General features: G+C 39.3%; 15 protein-coding genes. 12 read left to right on the plus strand and 3 right to left on the minus strand.

What is annotated here, in order from left to right:
* Positions 1-118: 118 nt before the first annotated feature.
* The 10 genes from L1077_RS10625 to L1077_RS10670 all read left to right on the plus strand — a co-directional run bounded on the left by L1077_RS10625 (position 119) and on the right by L1077_RS10670 (position 8,834).
* On the plus strand, positions 119-2,305 hold the full coding sequence (locus tag L1077_RS10625; RefSeq protein ID WP_237136824.1) for an OsmC domain/YcaO domain-containing protein: 2,187 nt from the start codon (positions 119-121) through the stop codon (positions 2,303-2,305).
* A 195-nt stretch (positions 2,306-2,500) separates the two neighbouring features.
* Positions 2,501-3,547 (plus strand): S66 family peptidase, encoded by a 1,047-nt coding sequence (locus L1077_RS10630; protein ID WP_237136825.1) that lies wholly within the window; start codon positions 2,501-2,503, stop codon positions 3,545-3,547.
* An 86-nt stretch (positions 3,548-3,633) separates the two neighbouring features.
* Positions 3,634-4,524, plus strand: coding sequence for a helix-turn-helix domain-containing protein (locus tag L1077_RS10635; protein ID WP_237136826.1), 891 nt, complete (start codon positions 3,634-3,636; stop codon positions 4,522-4,524).
* Between the two features lie 107 nt (positions 4,525-4,631).
* Entirely contained in the window at positions 4,632-4,922 is a 291-nt protein-coding gene (locus L1077_RS10640; RefSeq protein WP_237136827.1) for a hypothetical protein, read from the plus strand.
* 71 nt (positions 4,923-4,993) lie between these two features.
* Entirely contained in the window at positions 4,994-5,527 is a 534-nt protein-coding gene (locus L1077_RS10645) for an RNA 2'-phosphotransferase (RefSeq protein ID WP_237136828.1), read from the plus strand.
* A 21-nt stretch (positions 5,528-5,548) separates the two neighbouring features.
* A complete protein-coding gene (locus tag L1077_RS10650) occupies positions 5,549-6,181 on the plus strand; it encodes a Vat family streptogramin A O-acetyltransferase (protein ID WP_237136829.1) in 633 nt (210 codons plus the stop codon).
* A 3-nt stretch (positions 6,182-6,184) separates the two neighbouring features.
* Positions 6,185-6,604: a hypothetical protein gene (locus L1077_RS10655; RefSeq protein ID WP_237136830.1), complete on the plus strand. Its 420-nt coding sequence runs from the start codon at positions 6,185-6,187 to the stop codon at positions 6,602-6,604.
* Positions 6,605-6,624: 20 nt separating this feature from the next.
* On the plus strand, positions 6,625-7,188 hold the full coding sequence (locus L1077_RS10660) for a hypothetical protein (protein ID WP_237136831.1): 564 nt from the start codon (positions 6,625-6,627) through the stop codon (positions 7,186-7,188).
* A 276-nt stretch (positions 7,189-7,464) separates the two neighbouring features.
* Positions 7,465-8,067 carry a hypothetical protein gene (locus L1077_RS10665; RefSeq protein WP_237136832.1) on the plus strand — a complete coding sequence of 201 codons (603 nt, stop codon included), beginning with the start codon at positions 7,465-7,467 and terminating at the stop codon, positions 8,065-8,067.
* A 146-nt stretch (positions 8,068-8,213) separates the two neighbouring features.
* A complete protein-coding gene (locus L1077_RS10670; protein ID WP_237136833.1) occupies positions 8,214-8,834 on the plus strand; it encodes a hypothetical protein in 621 nt (206 codons plus the stop codon).
* 57 nt (positions 8,835-8,891) lie between these two features.
* Here L1077_RS10670 and L1077_RS10675 read toward each other — a convergent pair whose 3' ends face one another.
* Entirely contained in the window at positions 8,892-9,761 is an 870-nt protein-coding gene (locus tag L1077_RS10675; protein WP_237136834.1) for an RNA polymerase sigma factor, read from the minus strand.
* Positions 9,762-9,833: 72 nt separating this feature from the next.
* Positions 9,834-10,217 (minus strand): YybH family protein, encoded by a 384-nt coding sequence (locus L1077_RS10680; protein WP_237136835.1) that lies wholly within the window; start codon positions 10,215-10,217, stop codon positions 9,834-9,836.
* A gap of 281 nt (positions 10,218-10,498) precedes the next feature.
* Here L1077_RS10680 and L1077_RS10685 point away from each other — a divergent pair, with 281 nt between their 5' ends.
* Both L1077_RS10685 and L1077_RS10690 read left to right on the plus strand, forming a co-directional pair.
* Positions 10,499-14,377 carry a COG1470 family protein gene (locus L1077_RS10685; protein WP_237136836.1) on the plus strand — a complete coding sequence of 1,293 codons (3,879 nt, stop codon included), beginning with the start codon at positions 10,499-10,501 and terminating at the stop codon, positions 14,375-14,377.
* 172 nt (positions 14,378-14,549) lie between these two features.
* Positions 14,550-15,050: a GNAT family N-acetyltransferase gene (locus L1077_RS10690; RefSeq protein WP_237136837.1), complete on the plus strand. Its 501-nt coding sequence runs from the start codon at positions 14,550-14,552 to the stop codon at positions 15,048-15,050.
* Positions 15,051-15,123: 73 nt separating this feature from the next.
* On the opposite strand, the gene L1077_RS10695 is transcribed toward L1077_RS10690, so the two are convergent.
* Positions 15,124-16,878 carry an Ig-like domain-containing protein gene (locus L1077_RS10695; protein WP_237136838.1) on the minus strand — a complete coding sequence of 585 codons (1,755 nt, stop codon included), beginning with the start codon at positions 16,876-16,878 and terminating at the stop codon, positions 15,124-15,126.
* Between the last annotated feature and the right edge of the window lie 62 nt (positions 16,879-16,940).

Consider the following 16,940-nt stretch of genomic DNA (forward strand, 5'->3'; position numbering starts at 1 on the left):
ATATTTGCAATTAACCCAAGACTAATGGCACGAAAAAGAAGATAATTGCACAGTTAAGATAATTTTTTGCTGTTGGGGCGCGTTTCCGAGCAGCTGCACAAAACTGTGGAAGAATTCAATGGAAATTAAAGTTAATTTTCTCGACAACCTTAGACTTGAAGCTAAGTTTGACGATTTTAGTGTCATTGCCGATCAGCCGATCCGTTATAAAGGTGATGGTTCTGCGCCGAGCCCATTCGATTATTTCTTAGCTTCATCAGCACTTTGTGCGGCTTACTTCGTGAAGGTTTACTGCGTATCTCGTGACATCCCGACAGATGGCATTCGCGTATCACAAAACAACATTGTTGACCCAGAAAACCGCTACAACCAAATTTTTAAGATCCAAGTTGAGCTTCCTGAGAGCATTTCTGAAAAAGACAGAAAGGGCATCCTGCGTTCAATTGACCGTTGTACGGTTAAAAAGGTCATTCAAACGAGCCCTGACTTTCAAATTGAAGATGTTGAAAGCTTAGACGATGATGCGCAAGCTATGTTGATGGTGAACCCAGAGCAAGATGCTAACACATTTATTCTTGGTAAAGATCTGCCATTAGAGCAAACGATTGCCAATATGACGGGTATTTTGTCTGATTTGGGTATGAAAATTGAAGTGGCGTCATGGCGTAACATCGTGCCAAATGTGTGGTCACTGCATATCAGAGATGCGGCGTCGCAAATGTGCTTCACCAACGGTAAAGGTGCGACGAAAGAAAGCGCGCTTTGTTCAGCACTGGGTGAATTCATCGAGCGTTTGAACTGCAACTTCTTCTACAATGACCAATTCTTCGGTGAAGAAATTGCAAACAGCGACTTTGTACACTATCCAAATGAAAAGTGGTTTAAGCCGGGTCCAAACGATGAACTACCGAGCGAGATTTTAGACGAATACACGCGCGATGTGTATGACGCAGAGGGCGAACTCAAAGGGTCAAACCTGATAGATACAAACTCTGGTAATGTTGAGCGCGGTATTTGCTCAATTCCATATACGCGTCACTCAGATGGTGAAACGGTTTACTTCCCGTCAAACCTAATTGAAAACATGTTCTTAAGTAACGGCATGAGTGCGGGCAACAACATGGCAGAAGCCAAGGTACAATGTTTGTCTGAAATCTTTGAGCGTGCAGTTAAAAAGCAAATCATAGAACAAGAAATTGTATTACCAGATGTACCTGAAGAGGTGCTTGCTAAATACCCAGGTATCGTAGACGGTATTAAGGGGCTTGAAGCGCAAGGCTTCCCAGTAGTGGTAAAAGATGCATCATTAGGCGGTCAGTTCCCAGTGATGTGTGTGACGCTGATGAATCCAAAAACAGGCGGTGTATTTGCGTCATTTGGTGCACACCCAAGTTTAGAAGTCGCGTTGGAGCGCAGTTTAACTGAGCTACTGCAAGGTCGTAGTTTCGAGGGCTTAAACGATGTACCTCGTCCAACTTTTAACAGCATGGCAGTCTCTGAGCCAGAAAACTTTGTTGAGCACTTTATTGATTCAACCGGTGTGATCTCATGGCGCTTCTTCAGTGCGAAGAAAGACTATGACTTTGTTGAGTGGGATTTCTCAGGCACAAACGAAGAAGAGTGCGACAAGCTATTCGGCATCTTAAAAGATCTTGGTAAAGAAGCATATATTGCTGAGTTTACAGATTTAGGAGTGGCTTGCCGTATTCTTGTACCAGGCTATTCAGAAGTATATCCAGCTGAAGACCTTATTTGGGATAACACCAATAAAGCACTGCAGTACCGTGAAGATATTCTTAACTTACACAGACTGTCTGATGAAGAGTTGGCGGATTTGGTGAACCGTTTAGAAGAGAGCCAGCTAGATAACTACACAGATATAATCACCTTGATCGGTATTGAGTTTGACGAAAATACAGTTTGGGGTCAGCTAACCATCCTAGAGCTGAAATTACTGATTTACTTGGCGCTAGGTGACTTAGAAGAAACTATGGACTTGGTTGAGTCTTTCCTTCAATACAACGACAACACCGTTGAGCGTGGACTCTTCTATCAAGCGATGCACACAGTGCTTGAAATCGCCCTCGATGAAGAGCTAGAAATTGAAGACTATATCTATAACCTGACTCGCATGTTTGGACAAGAAAATATGGATAACGTGATTGGCTCAATAAATGGCGATGTGAAGTTTTACGGCCTAACAGAGACAAACACGCAGTTAGAAGGGCTAGATAAGCACCTTAAACTGATTGAAAGCTATACAAAACTGCATAAAGCGCGTGCAGCTATCGCAGCGAAAAAATAAGCTAAATATTAAAAGCCCTAACTCAGTTTAGGGCTTTTATACTTCTTCTATAGCTATAACCACATCTACTTTTATTCAGTATTAGTGTGTGCTTTTACACTGACCATTTCATCTATTACAATCGCTGTTTCCTTTCCCTCATCAACTGATTAAGATAGACAGTATATTGAAGTTTACAGAATAAAAGGGATGTGAATGATTAAGCCAAAGCCGTTACGAAAAGGCAGTAATATTGCCATCTTGGCACCATCCGCTGGGCTGTCTTGCGTTTTTCCGCATATTTATCAAATGGGAATTAAAAACCTCACTGAAATGGGGTTTAATATTCTTGAGTATCCGACGACCCAAATGAGTGCTGAAGACGTTTTTGAGAACCCAAAAGCCCGAGCGGAAGATATTAATCGCGCCTTCGAAGATGATAATGTGCACGGGATTATTTCTTTGATTGGCGGAGAAGACTCTGCGCGTATACTAAAGTACTTAGACCCTGAAATGATTCAAGCGAATCTCAAATTATTTATGGGTTACTCTGACTTTTCTGCGGTTTCAGTGTTTTTAAATCAGTTAGGCTTAGTAACATTTAATGGGCCGTCCGTTATGGCGGGGTTTGCTCAGCTGCACAATCTGTCTGACGAGTATCGAGCGTACGTTAAAGCGTTTTTATATGGTGAACTAGTGGACGCAATCTTGCCAACATTTGTGCACTTTTATGACGGGTATCCAGATTGGTCAGACGCTTCAACAGCTGGTCAACTAAACCCGATACAAAAGAATGTTGGGCCAAGATTTTTTGGTGGTAATTTGGCTGATACAGACAAAGTATCTGGGCAGCTCTTTGGTGGCTGTATTGAAGTACTCGAAATGTTAAAAGGTACACAGTTTTGGCCTGCTGCTGATTTTTGGCAAGGCAAAGTATTATTTCTAGAGACCTCCCAAGAGAAACCTTCCCTTGATTATGTGAAATACTGGTTGCGCAATTATGGTGTGATGGGCGTTTTTGAACAATTATCTGGGTTATTGGTCGGTCGTGCTCGGGATTACAATGCAGATGAAAAAGCCCAGCTGGATGAGGTGATTCTGTCTGTTGTTCGAGATGAATTTGAGTGCCATAGCTTGCCGATTGTCACCAATTTAGACTTTGGACACACAGATCCTCAGGTGATTTTACCGCTGGGTTGTGATTTGCAGATTGATGTAAAAGCCACGCAAATTAAATTATTGGGAAGTGCGTTTAATTCTTAAATCGTACTTCACTAACCGTAGTAAAATAGTCTAAATTAGCTGCATGTAACTTATTTGTCATTTTTAAAGGTTATAAGGCGGCAAGGATGAATACGGCAAACTATTGTCAGCAGAATATATTGGTGATCCCACAAGCATTGGGAGCACTTTCTGATGTATGCAAGCTGGCTGCACTGAACGGCTCGGCTATTTATAGCAAAGACTTAGAGCAGAACTTACTTGATATCGAGTTTTATACCAACCAGCTTTGCTTAGTCTATGTGGAAGCTGGCGCAGAGACACTCACCTGTTGGGATAATCAAGCTATTGAGCTCAGTAGCGGGCAGTCAGTTTTACTTTGTCAGGGGCAAAACTTGCACTCTGATTTTGTACATAGTGCGCAAAATTTAAAGGCTTGGTTGGTGTTTTTTGATAGGAGCATTGTCGAGCAGTTTATATTTTCTAATCAGCTCTTGAGGCCAAAAGGGCAGAAGCAAATTAACCCTTCAGTACACATGGAGCATAGTCTGATCAGCGGCTATTTTGAACAGCTGAGAATGTGTGTTGATGAAGAGATAGATATAACGCCTATATTAAATCTTAAACTCACGGAGCTATTGCACCTATTGCTACACGTACTGGGCGATGAGCTAGTGTCGATTTTGAATATTGCCGATCATTCTTTACCAGCGAGAAGAAACCTCAAGAGGTTACTGGAGAATAAAGCAGTGTTAAAGTTTTCAGTTGCAGATATAGCGAAACTATCTGGCCGCAGTGTTTCTGGCTTTCAAAGAGATTTTAAACAGTTGTTTAACGAGCCGCCCAAGCAATGGCTCATCAAGCAACGGGTGATGTATGCAAAAACATTGGTTGAGCAAGGGAATTTATCCATCACAGATATTGCATTAGAAGTCGGATACACCAATATTTCTCATTTTATTAAAGCGTATAAAAGCCAGTTTGGTGAAACGCCAAAGCAAGATGGTATTAAGTTTTGAGCGAAAAAGTCGGCTTTGACCGAAAAACGGTATTTTTTTGTGTTAGCAGCATTCAATAAATTCGTCATAGGTATACTCACTACCACTTTAATAAATCGGAGCGGAGTATGTCTGTAAAAGTAGTGATAGAGTGTAACCTGACACAGGGTAAAACTGGTGAATTAGACACGTTTTTATTGGCCAATGTACCTACTGTACGAGGTTTTTCTGGGTGTGAGCGGGTAAGTATCAGTTTTGATGAGCAAAGCGCTGTGATGGTAATTGATGAAGACTGGCAAAGTGTCTCTCATCATCAAAAATACATGCAATTCATTAGTGATAACGGCGTCTTAGAGCAGCTTAAATCGTTTATGTCGGCTCCGCCAATGATTCGATATCTTCAGCTAAGTCATTATTGAGGGAATTTTGAATTAATATTTTATAAAATAGTGCTTAATTTATCCTCGTAATTAGGATAAATTAAGCACTGATGAATAATAAAAAAATATCTAAATACCTAAGTCTAGTTTTACGACATAAGCTGGAGCTAGCAAATCTTCAATTAAATAATCAAGGCTGGGCCTTAATAGATGATTTAACCAATAACTCTCATGAACACGCTTTATCTCTAGAACTTATTCAATCGATTGTTGATGCTAATGATAAACAGCGCTTTGCCATCAGCGAAGATGGCAAAATGATACGCGCTAACCAAGGGCATTCAATTGATGTTGATCTGGCATTAGAAGCCACTATACCTCCTGATATCTTATTTCATGGCACTGCAAGTCGATTTATTGAGTCAATAAAAGAGACCGGCTTGATAAAGGGTCAAAGGCATCATGTGCATTTGACAGAGTCGAAAGACACGGCAATGAGAGTCGGTAGGCGTTACGGCAAAGCAATTTTACTGGGCATTGATGCCAAAGCAATGCGTATGCAAGGTGTAAAATTTTACAAAACGCAAAATCAAGTCTGGTTGGTTGAACATGTGCCACCAGAAAAATTACAGTTTGATTTATAAAAACACAGTAAGGAAGAACTTTTGACAGGACCAAATCCAAGTAACAAACATCCGCTAGCAGGCTTTCCTCAAGTAGGTTTTTTAAAAAATTTTATCACATCAGACAATATCAATGTTGGCGATTTCACTTATTACGATGATCCAGAAGGGCCCGAAAATTTTGAGAAGAACGTTTTATATCACTTTGATTTTATTGGCGATAAACTAAATATTGGCAAGTATTGTGCAATTGCCACTGGCGTGAAGTTTATTATGAATGGCGCGAACCATAAAATGTCAGGCTTTTCGACTTATCCTTTTCAAATTTTTGGTCATGGCTGGGAGAAAGTCATGCCGACGGGTGGTGAGTTACCTTTCAAAGGCGATACAGAAATAGGCAATGATGTCTGGATTGGGTATGAATCTACCATTATGCCAGGGGTTAAAATCGGTAATGGGGCCATCATTGCTAGCAAGTCGGTGGTTACCCAAGACGTGCCTCCCTACAGTATCGTGGGAGGAAATCCAGCCAAAGTGATTAAAATGCGTTTTGAGCAAGATGTAATTGATATGCTTCAAGATATTGCTTGGTGGAATTGGCCAGTAGAAAAGGTGACTGAGCACCTAGATGCCATCGTTGGCTGTGATTTAGAGACATTAAAAAGGGCAAAGTAAGCAATGCAGTTAGAAGTTGAAGGTCGGCTTAAAAAATTGAAAAGCTATAAATCTAATTTTGTATTGCTTGTGATAACGGTTTTATTAAGCCTAGTTACCTTAATTTTATTCGTAACAGAGAGTAATAGCTTTATTTATGATTCTGGTTATATTAAAGCAGGTTATATGACCTTTTTAGTGGGGTTATATGTATACATCCTATATCACTGGAAATATACCCCTTTACGAATGATAAAACCGATATTAATTCTTAGTTTACTGCAAATAGCAACAGTCAAATGGGGAGAGTTGAGTATCGGATTGAATCCATTTTCTGCCATCGGTGCATCATTTAATTTTGATGCTTTTTCTATCACAGTTAATTTGCTGGCGATAGTCATGGTTGGGCTGACATGGCGCTGCAAATTATTTGCCAAACATTAATATGCGGTATGGGTTGCTAAATGCTAAAAACACAGGTTATTGCGATAAGTGGAGCATCAGGCTGTGGCAAAACATCCTTAATAAAAGCTATCTCAGATAAGCTTAATTGCCCATATTTACTTTTTGATGAGTACACAAACGCGCACACGTACCCTAAGGATATGAAGATGTGGTTGGAATCTGGTGTGGATCTCAACGAGATTAAAACACCCGCTTTTATCAGAGCACTTGAAGAACTTACACTGTCATGTGGTGCGCCTTATATTTTTATAGAAGAGCCTTTTGGTCGGTGTAGGGCTCAGATATCAAAGTATATTGACTACGTTGTTTTGCTCGATTTGCCTTTAGAGGTTTGCTTGTCTCGTGTGATCACCAGGAATATCAATACGCCACATGTTGATTCACGTAATGCCATATCCAAATATCTTCATGTGTATGACGACTATTTAAGCGCTATTTATGCAAATGTGGTTGAACAAGTTCGTCATACCTGTGATTTGACAGTGACTGAGGTATTGTCCCTTTCAAAGACTGTTGTCCTAGTCGAGCGATGGCTAGCTAGGCAGCGTATTTCTCAGTCTTAAAAGTGTTTTATGAACTGTGAAATGTAAGCCATCCTTTCAATTTATATTGTCCTTTTGAGCACATCGATAATCGATTGTTTTCAATCTAGTTAATTTCCATCTCTATAAGTTATTGAAAATATTTGTAATAAAAAGACCGAACGGGCCCATTAGAACGCTTTTGGCCATTTTTTCCCACATACTGAGCTCATCAAATCACGGGCTGTGATGACGGAGCAAGCATATTGCAAATAGCCAATTGTGATGATTAGTAACTAAATACCAGTGGGAGAAAAGATGATGAACACGCATAACACAGAGCATTGCGCAACACGTTGGGATACGAGATTGTTTTTGATTGCAGGGTGCTGCATGTTAATTAATACAGTTTGCTTGTGGATGAGGCATTTTTCAGGTTATCAGATGTCTTTACTGTGGGCAGCAGTGCCCGCAATTATCGCATTGGGCTCTTGTACATTGGGGGTTTTGAAGCTGTACCCTAGAGCGGTGAGCCAAGCTCGTAAGCTTGCCATTAGCGGGGCATGTTTTGCGGTTATGTCACTGACGTCATTGGTACTTGCGTCCATGTGGATATTTGTTTTATCGGTTTTTGGAGACGGTATTACTGGTCGGCCATCAACTGGGTTTGCGGTTTTGATTGGGGCATTTATGGTGTTCATGATGATATCTTTTGCGTTTAACTCGGTTGCATTCTTAGTTGAGCGTACGACTCGCAATATCGGACTTTTATTACTTGTTCCAGTCAGCTGTTGGGCACTCATGTTGATTGTTGCCTTACTTAAAAGCTTTGAAGCTGGTTTATCTCTTGATTTTTATACCAACGGGGTAATGGGCGTTGCATTTTTACTTGTCGCTTTTGTTCTGAAAAAGCGTCAATAACATTTACAACATATAGTGGGTTAAGGGATTGAGTATTGATGCATATTGTAAATGCGCAATCCTGCCCTCCTTATATTATCATTCATCTTATGTTTATAATAAGTGTGTATTCTTTAGCGCAAATAAGAAAATAAACAGGATTTACAATGATAAAGAACACGATGTTTGCACTTTTATTTACTCTACCATTTATATCCAATGCAAATATTTCAATAATAACAGCAAGTGGAACTGATAAAGAAATAAAAATAGAAAATACCTTAGATAAACTCATTGATGAATATGATATCAAACAGTGGTTTTATACAAGTAAAGTATTAGTCAATGAAAAGGCAAGGGTACCCCACAGTCATCCAGTACTTACAATGAATACGGCAGGGCCTTATCTAGAAAGTGATATAAGAGTACTTTCCACGTTTCTTCATGAGCAGTTTCACTGGCATGTGGTGTTAAATGGGAAAGGCAGCATTGATGAATTCCGCGGTGCGATAAAAAGAGAGTTTCCGGTTGTCGAATATAAAAGGCCGATGGGAAGCGGGGATGAAGGAGGCACACTGACACATTTAATCGTCTGTTATTTAGAATACCGAGCGATGGCATCATTAGTTGGTGAACGTGAAGCAAGAGCGCTGCTTGAAAGCAACCCTTATTATACGTGGATATACAAAACAATTTTGAATCAAGATAACCACCCCAAATTAGATAAATTAGTGAAAGAACTAAATCTCACTATTTTTAACCAAGACAAAAATGTTAAACGAATTTAACTGGACTAAATCTCTTTGATAGTTAAGCGATTTAGTACAAAACTAAATCGCATAGTGTTAATTCAGAGATTGCTGATAAAAAGATTTTGCCTGCTCTAGTGTGTGTTTGAGAATATGGCTAAGAGATGTGGGGCTTTCGAAAGCTTGAATTGAGCGCTGAGAAAGCAGTGTTTTTAGTGTATCTGTTGTATGTGATAAGCGCTTTTCAATTTCTATAAAATCGATTTGCTCGTTGCTTGCAAAACGCAGGTTACTTGGGTTTACACATCCTCTTTTACAGGTACCATGTAACTTTTTGCTGCAGTGACACAGGGCTTGTTTATTAATAAGGCCGCAGCTTTGCTGGGTAAATTCGACGACTTCATTTCTGGCGCGCTGGAGCTGCTTACGATAGGTTGCAGGGGAGCAGGCTAAAATATCACTAGACTGTGCGTGATCCAGCTCAAAGATCTCACCCAAAATATACACTAACCTTGCTTTGGGCTTTAGGCATAATAACATGGCCATAGTGCAAGATATTCTAAGTTCGTTCAGTAGAACCTGATAATCCATCCTTGATGTATATTCTTCGCTAGGAAGTTGTAAGTCTGATTCCAAATCTGTTTTAAAAGTCTCAAACGATAAGTGCAATTCAGCACGTCTGGCTTTGTTGCTAGTCATGAGGTAGTTTGCGGCTACTCGATACACCCAGGTTTCAAATTTACTCTCAAAACGAAATGAACTTAAATTGGTCATTATTTTTATTAAAATATCTTGGGTGATGTCCTCGGCCTGTTGGTGGTCTACCAGCATGCGAAGTGCCAAATTAAATATTTTATCTTTTATGCTAGCTATTAATCGAGCAAGCGCATCTTTATCCCCATCTACAGCAGCACGAATTAATGTGTGCATTTCTTGTGAGTTTTTATGCGACAAGTGAGCGTTCATTTTTTTATCCCTGTTCTTTTGAACAAAGGCTTCATATTTTGAAGCCCATTTATTATTTTTTATATTGTGTGGTTATTTGTCGGCATGCGGATTATCAATGACGATGAGCCAATTGCCGTTATCCTGTTTTCTGAGCGTTGCGACCGACAAGCCACTTTCTTGTATTACTTCCCCACAAGGGAGTATCGCATTCATAACCCAGTTTGCAGTATGTGTGGCTATATCTCCAGCAATAATCACTTTGTGCTTGTCTGGGTATGTAAATGTTGGTTTGATTGCAAGTGCCTCTTTAAAGCATTCAGAAATCGTTTTTCGACAATGTATCCACTGATTAGGTTCAAAGGCCACGGCCGCTTGAGTTTCATATTGCGCCATAACGGTTTCTAACTCTCCTTGATTAAAAGCGTTGGTCATTCTACTAATCGTTGCCAGTACATCTAATTCTTGATGGTTCATAACTCTTCCTTACTTCGTCATTTATTTAAAATAAGTCATTAAAATTTAGTTGCTTATAGCTTTTTTATAAAAAGTAACAGCAAATCAAATACGACAAATATTTAGACAAAAGAGAAAGCAAAGGTGTGACATAAAAAATAATTTAATTTCATAGCTAGCCTCAATACGTTATTGGGTGATGTAAAGAGCTGTTGTTGGTGTGATTTTTTTAACTTTAGTTATAAAAGTGTTTTTAATTTTATTTTAATGTTTATTTGTAGTATCTTGCGCATGTAGCAATAATGCGTACAAATCAAGAGTTTTTACAGGAAATATTAATTTTTGAGCGAAATATGTATATAAAACAATATTATAAAATGCCTATTTTGGCTTCGACAGTAGTGTCATTGATCTTGACCGGGTGCGGCGGCTCAAGTTCAAAAGAAGAGGAAAAGCTTAATGTGCCAGCTGTAGTCTCTGAGCAAGTTTCACCAGTTTCAGAGCCAGCACCTGAGCTAATACCAGAAATACCAGAACCAACTCCTGCACCATTAACTTTCACAGTAACTGGGCCTTCAGAGGTGCAAGAGAAAACCGAGTTTAGCTTAACATTGGCTGTAGAAGGTGAAGGGACAATTGAATCAGTTGATTGGACACATGATTCGAGCCTGAATTTAGCTATGAGTGAACAGGGTGAGCAAAGTGTTAAATTCTCAGTGCCTGATATCAATCAAGATCATACAGTGAATTTTACAGTCACTGCGATAAGCGACTCAGAGAAAAAAGTTGTTCAAGTTCATTTAGTTACATTAAAAAGAATAACTAAAAGCCTTTCTTTACAAGGTATAGTGACTGATAGCCCTATCCAGCATGCTCAAGTTCAATTGCTTGTGGGTGACTCTCGTATTGAAGTTGAAGCAAATGAACTTGGGGAGTACAGTGCAGCACTTGAGGTTGATGAAAGTGAAATAGATGAAATGATAAAGGTTGTCGCAGTTGGTTCTAGCACACAACCAGAAGTCGAGTTCGTTTCTCAGCTTGGTACTTTTTCTGCACTTCAGGAGCAAGCCGGTGATGATGCTATTTTATCAAAGAGTGAGAATTTCTCTGTTAATGTGACTAATGTAACAACGGCTGAATATGCACTTTTACAGCGAACAGATATTGAGATAACTGATGATGAGAGCTTAAGAGAAGCGTTACTGGCGATAGATGGCGACGACATGTTAGATCTTGCAACAGTCATTAAAGTCATCGTGGACTCTGAAGAATACGATTTACCGGAAGGGGTTTCATCTACGTTGGAGCTTGTTAGCAATGAAGACCAAGCTGAGATGTTTAAAGCAGCGCTTAAATCAAATAATCCTGAGTATTTTGATCAAGTTAAAGATCAAATATTAGATGATGACAGTCTCACATCTAAAGATTTAACAGCCCTTCAGGGAGATTTTTTATTATATCATCCAAAATATTATAATCATTACGCTTATCATTTATCTCTGGATGAAAATGGGCAGGGACGATTTGTTGCTCAAAATTCGGTGGAAGTGACCAAAGTTAGTTATGTGGATGGAAAGTTTGTTGTTGAACTAGCTGAGCCGGCAATATTTTACCGCTCTGAGCGATATAAACGTGATGAAAACAACAATATCATTATTGGTGACGATGATAAGGCTGTAATTGCGCAAATCTCTTGGAAGTCTTCACTGCTATCACTTGAGGTACTGCATGTAAATCAAGGCGTTAATATTGTTGAGTTAAATACACATGCGCAAGAGTATATTGATGATGTGCCAAACCCAGTTGCTGATTTAAACACGCAAAACATCTTTAGATTACTAGACAAGAGTCGTGGTCAGAAATTGAGCAGTGAAGAGCTTGTTGGCAAAACATGGTTAATCGACGCTCGCGACAAAAATTTTAGCGCTGCAGAACGGCCAATCAATCGTTACGTATTCAATGCAGATGGTACTGTGACGATAGAAGGTCAAGAGGCAAACGCTTTTTGGGAGTTAGATGGTAATTCACTTGTAATCGACCAGCAAAGTAAAGAAAACACGGTTAGTACTCAATATTGGTTCTCTAAGTCTATAGCATCAGGTTTTTATACTATTGCAAAAGAGCAGAGCCATAAAGGTGACCGAGTACCTGAATCAGTGTCTCTTACTGGTATTATGTTAGCTAAACAGCCTAATTTAAATGTGACAGAAGACCAGCTTATAGGTAAATGGACAGGTTTTATTGGGCGTACACAGGACTTACATGATTTACGTATTTTTCCTGATTTAAACGTTAAAGTTGGGGTTGCAGAAGTTACACCTTATTCTCACGGAAAGCTTGAAGACAACCGTTTTTATCGTCAATGGTATGCAGATACCAACCACGGCTTCCATACTTGTTATGAGTTAAACCCAAACTGTGAACTTCGAGCATTTATGGAGTATGAATTTCTGGCGATTGAGGACAATCATTACTTTGTCTATCGAAAAGTAGTTGAAAATCTCGGGGCTGATGATCAAAGCAATGCCATTGAGCGAGTACTTCATTATCGCTATTCGGCTAACAATGAGTATAGTGCATTTAACTCGACTATGCTTGGAGGGGAAGCGACATTTTTCGTAGAGTCTGAATTTGGTGATATTCAAAGAATTGGTATTTACTCAAATGATAGCAATGGCTATAACATATCGCTGAATGGCATAGACTATCCTATGTCTATTGTTGATGGTTACTTGGAGTATTCAGTTGAAGAGGCAGTTACGCGTGTTTCTTTTTTAAGTGAAGCAGACGATTATGTTGAAGTGTGTGTATTTGAAGCTGCACAGGGTTGCCAAGAACATAATAAACAAGTTTGGTTTAACAAATATGAAGCTTTACCGAGGAAAGTGAGCTATTTCTTTGAAAAAAGGGATATTAAATCAGTCCACTACACTTTAGAGCAAAACGAGGATGGTACCGTTGAGTTTAAGGCTTCTCCGAATGACCGAGTTAGAATGAATGCTGAAGTTGCTGGCAGTAAAATCATTCTCACGTCTGTGCCTGGTGACTTTACTTCCATCTATGCATTTGAAAGAGTTGATAGGGTAGAAATCGAAAATCTCGGTGAAAAATCTAAGCTCACTATTACTAGAAATAGCTACGATTTAGGTCGAATACAGAGCACTTGGACCACTGAAGCAATAAAAGATAAAGTCGATGCTCGAAATGGTATCCAAATCTCACCAGATAATATGATTGGGCAATGGTCAGTATCAACAGATTATTTCTTATACACATATCACTTTGAAGATGAAATAGGGCACAGAGTTAACAATGCTGACGGCCAGAGAGACGAGTTTACTTGGTCTTTAGAGGGGGAGAATGTTCTTAAGCTTGTTTATAATTATAGTGACGTAGAGCGAATTACGGTAGTGGATGATATCGATGTTGGGTATCAATTTATTATGGAAACTGGTACTACTCACCCTTATTCGAGCTTTAGTTATGGTATATCTAATTGGATGATCAAACACCAGCCAATTCAATTTACACAATCTGATTATGTGGGCCGTTGGCTGAGATTAGGGCATACACCCGAGGGCACTCAGCTTACTGCCGCCATGGAAATATATGATGATATGACTATTCATCATGGTACTGAGACTGCTAAATTGCAAGGTTATTATGAAAATGGAAAGCTCATTCGAGGGCATTATTATGACCAGCAACTTGGGCGTGATGTTAGAAAGTGCGAAGACCGTTCTCAGTGTTCAATTTATGATGAATATGTATATAAGCCCATCGCGCAGAGCGGCTCATTAATTTATTTTACAGGGGCGAATAGAGTTGAAAGCGGAGCACATGAGCTTTTTATAATGCGCAAGCAAGAGGTACCTTTCGAAGACGGTTTTACGCATATCCATACTAACTTTAATTTAATTGATGAAAACAATAATGCGTGGGTTGGGTATGGAGATGGCTTCAAGGGGTTTTTAACAATACCGCTTAGAGGTGAATTTGAGTATGAGGTCTATAATGGGAAAATCTTCCTAACTTTAGATGATGGACATGATTATATCATCGAAATTGTACCGCAGAGCAACACAGTAGAAGGTATCTCATTTTGCATGTATCAAGCAGAATTTGCGTGCACATCTGAAAAAGTGATTCGATTACGTTACCAAAGTGCTTATAACAATTAAAGTTACTTGAACTTGAGCAATTTTAAAAACGCTATTAATAAATAGCGTTTTTTTATTTCTAAAGTGCCACAAAGTCACTTATCTACTCTAGATTAATAGAATAAACTTGGTTTATATTTTTGGCTTGTAAATAGAGTACGATTATAAAAATAATTAAAGGAGTATTAAAAACGTGGTTGAATATAGAGTTGCAAACCCAAAAGAGCTTCCAACCTTAAAATCACTGTTGTGGAAATACGGCCCCAATGAATGGAACTACCTTACTCAAGCTGGTGTTGATGAAGAGTTTACGCTAATTGAACAGTGTGATGCATCGGCACTCATAGCGTTAGAAGGTGAGCAAATTGTTGGCTTGGCTGTTTTGATAAATGGTAATGTCAGTCCAGATTACCTGAGTCAATACTGTTCTTTAGAGCAGATTGCGTTTATAGGTGATGTGGTAGTGTCGCCAAACCACAGTGGCAAAGGCATTGCTACGCAGCTTTTACGTCACTGTATTGATTTGGCAAAGGATAAAGGGGTTGGCTCTGTTTTGATTGAGCGTCATGAAGAAAACTTAGCGTCAGCAGGTATGATGAAAAAAGCAGGATTTTCCGTGATTGATACTTTTTATGACCCCAAAAAACGTGCTGCTGGTTCGCAAAAGAGCGTTATACTGTCAGTTACGCTCTAACGTATTTATTAAAAAAATATACTAAAGATATGGCAGTACTTAGGGTGATGAGTACTGCCATGTTCAATTTTACTTATTCGATATAACCAAGGCCGACCAACTGATGTTGACGATGCAGCATTGGATCTTGCATTTTGCATCGACCGTCATACCTACTGATTTCCCAGTTGGTATAAGTACATAGTTTAGGTGTCATTATATTTTGGATCTCTTTAATTACGCTGTTGTCTAAGGCTTTGTCTGGAAATTGTGTTTCTTTGATATGTATAGCCCAAGATAGTGCGACTGGGCTAAACCAAGACGGTTGTGGTCCAATCATTGGAAGGTAAGATAAGCCAAACTGTGACGTAAGCATGATAGGGGTGTCATTGTAAGGGAATGGACGCTCATCAATAACGCCAGAGTTAATAAACAAGTCTATCCACTGCCTATCATTATTTGTAAATTGACTGCGGGGCGTTGGTGCAATTCCATGTAGTTGACCATTAACAGGTAATTGTGAATTAAGACTTTCAAAATAAGCAATCAAACTACGATTTTCGAAGCTTTTATCTATATCCAGCGCGTTGTTGTACTCAGTCATATTTGTAGTACCAGCTTGAAATCCCATCACCCCCTCAGTATTAAACATGGCGTCGTAAAAAGGGCGAATGGTGTCGTATAAACGGGCCAAAACTTCATCTGATGGTTTGGGGCCTTCGCAGTTTTTTTCCCAGTCATCTACAAGAGTTCTTTGAATTGTTGTTCCTGCTGAGAAGTTAATATATTCTACATCTAGATCTTGTAATATCGTTTGTTTGAATTGCTCTGCTATCTGTTGAGTATGTGTCTTGAGTAACTTAATATTTTCCTCAGTTGGGTTGCAATAGAGGTCATATCTAGAGGTGTATAATTTAGGGTATGGACCGACAATCAGCTCAGCGTGAGGGTTATGTTCTAAGAGGTAATGAAGTGGCCTTAAACCATGCTTAACATCGGGGGATTCATAACTTTTATATAAGGCCTGATGAAACTCATCAATGAACCAAGCGGCAGGTATAAAAGATGCTTTACCTGAATTATCTGTGAATTGGTCTACTTGCTTAAGCGTATCATGTACAATTTTTGGCACGAGATAAGTGGGATCAAATGATTGAGAAGAGGCTTGTTGATAAAAGCCTTGCTCATCAACGTAAAATAAACTCTTTATTCGGCTTCTATAGCGTAGAGTAGAGGAGAAGTGTACTCCTTCATCTTCAAGAATTAAGATGGTTTGTTTGGGGTCTGCTTTACTTTGATCAAATTCACCATCTGAAAATTTAACCTCAACTAGCTCACAGTATTCAGAGGAGTTATCTGATAAGCAGGCAATATTATTGTCGTTTAAAGTATCAAGTGTTTCATTGACAAAGGTATCAACACGCTGTTTTAACACAACTAAATACTTTTCTCTCGTTTGTTGTACCTGGCCATCAATGATGCCTTTCGCCGTTGCGTTTTTATCGTCTGAAATAGTATAAGTAAGTGAAAAGTCACCGACATAGTTTTGTTCAGGCGTGATGATTAAAGCGTTATTTTCAATCGAAGTTGTGACCTTTCCTGTGTCGACGACTACATCAATAAGCGTTATAGGGTCGCCATCTGGATCACTGTCATTGGCCAGTGGATTAAAAGTGATTACTTCATTTGTTTGAGTGGTGACTGAATCCCTATTCGCAACTGGGGAGTGGTTTGTTTCTTCTGGTGGCTGACTGGGCCGATTACTTCCTTGAGGCGCTTCACTGCCTCCACCGCAGCCAGTTAATGCTAAAAGCAAAATGCTTAGACCATAGTTTTTTATTCCGTTCATTTTATTTCCTTGAAATTAAACTTCTATTCAGCAAGCTGATTTAAGTGATGCGCCGTTATTTC

Origin of the sequence: Pseudoalteromonas luteoviolacea, assembly GCF_021654285.1 — a bacterium.
Classification (GTDB): domain Bacteria; phylum Pseudomonadota; class Gammaproteobacteria; order Enterobacterales; family Alteromonadaceae; genus Pseudoalteromonas; species Pseudoalteromonas luteoviolacea_J.

Bases quoted from the DNA above. Each gene is read 5' to 3' on its own strand.
- L1077_RS10625 (WP_237136824.1), top strand. From the start codon at position 119: ATGGAAATTAAAGTTAATTTTCTCGACAACCTTAGACTTGAAGCTAAG.
- L1077_RS10670 (WP_237136833.1), top strand. From the start codon at position 8,214: ATGATAAAGAACACGATGTTTGCACTTTTATTTACTCTACCATTTATA.
- L1077_RS10680 (WP_237136835.1), bottom strand. From the start codon at position 10,217: ATGAACCATCAAGAATTAGATGTACTGGCAACGATTAGTAGAATGACC.
- L1077_RS10630 (WP_237136825.1), top strand. From the start codon at position 2,501: ATGATTAAGCCAAAGCCGTTACGAAAAGGCAGTAATATTGCCATCTTG.
- L1077_RS10685 (WP_237136836.1), top strand. From the start codon at position 10,499: ATGCGTACAAATCAAGAGTTTTTACAGGAAATATTAATTTTTGAGCGA.
- L1077_RS10635 (WP_237136826.1), top strand. From the start codon at position 3,634: ATGAATACGGCAAACTATTGTCAGCAGAATATATTGGTGATCCCACAA.
- L1077_RS10695 (WP_237136838.1), bottom strand. From the start codon at position 16,878: ATGAACGGAATAAAAAACTATGGTCTAAGCATTTTGCTTTTAGCATTA.
- L1077_RS10660 (WP_237136831.1), top strand. From the start codon at position 6,625: ATGCTAAAAACACAGGTTATTGCGATAAGTGGAGCATCAGGCTGTGGC.
- L1077_RS10645 (WP_237136828.1), top strand. From the start codon at position 4,994: ATGAATAATAAAAAAATATCTAAATACCTAAGTCTAGTTTTACGACAT.
- L1077_RS10655 (WP_237136830.1), top strand. From the start codon at position 6,185: ATGCAGTTAGAAGTTGAAGGTCGGCTTAAAAAATTGAAAAGCTATAAA.
- L1077_RS10675 (WP_237136834.1), bottom strand. From the start codon at position 9,761: ATGAACGCTCACTTGTCGCATAAAAACTCACAAGAAATGCACACATTA.
- L1077_RS10665 (WP_237136832.1), top strand. From the start codon at position 7,465: ATGATGAACACGCATAACACAGAGCATTGCGCAACACGTTGGGATACG.
- L1077_RS10640 (WP_237136827.1), top strand. From the start codon at position 4,632: ATGTCTGTAAAAGTAGTGATAGAGTGTAACCTGACACAGGGTAAAACT.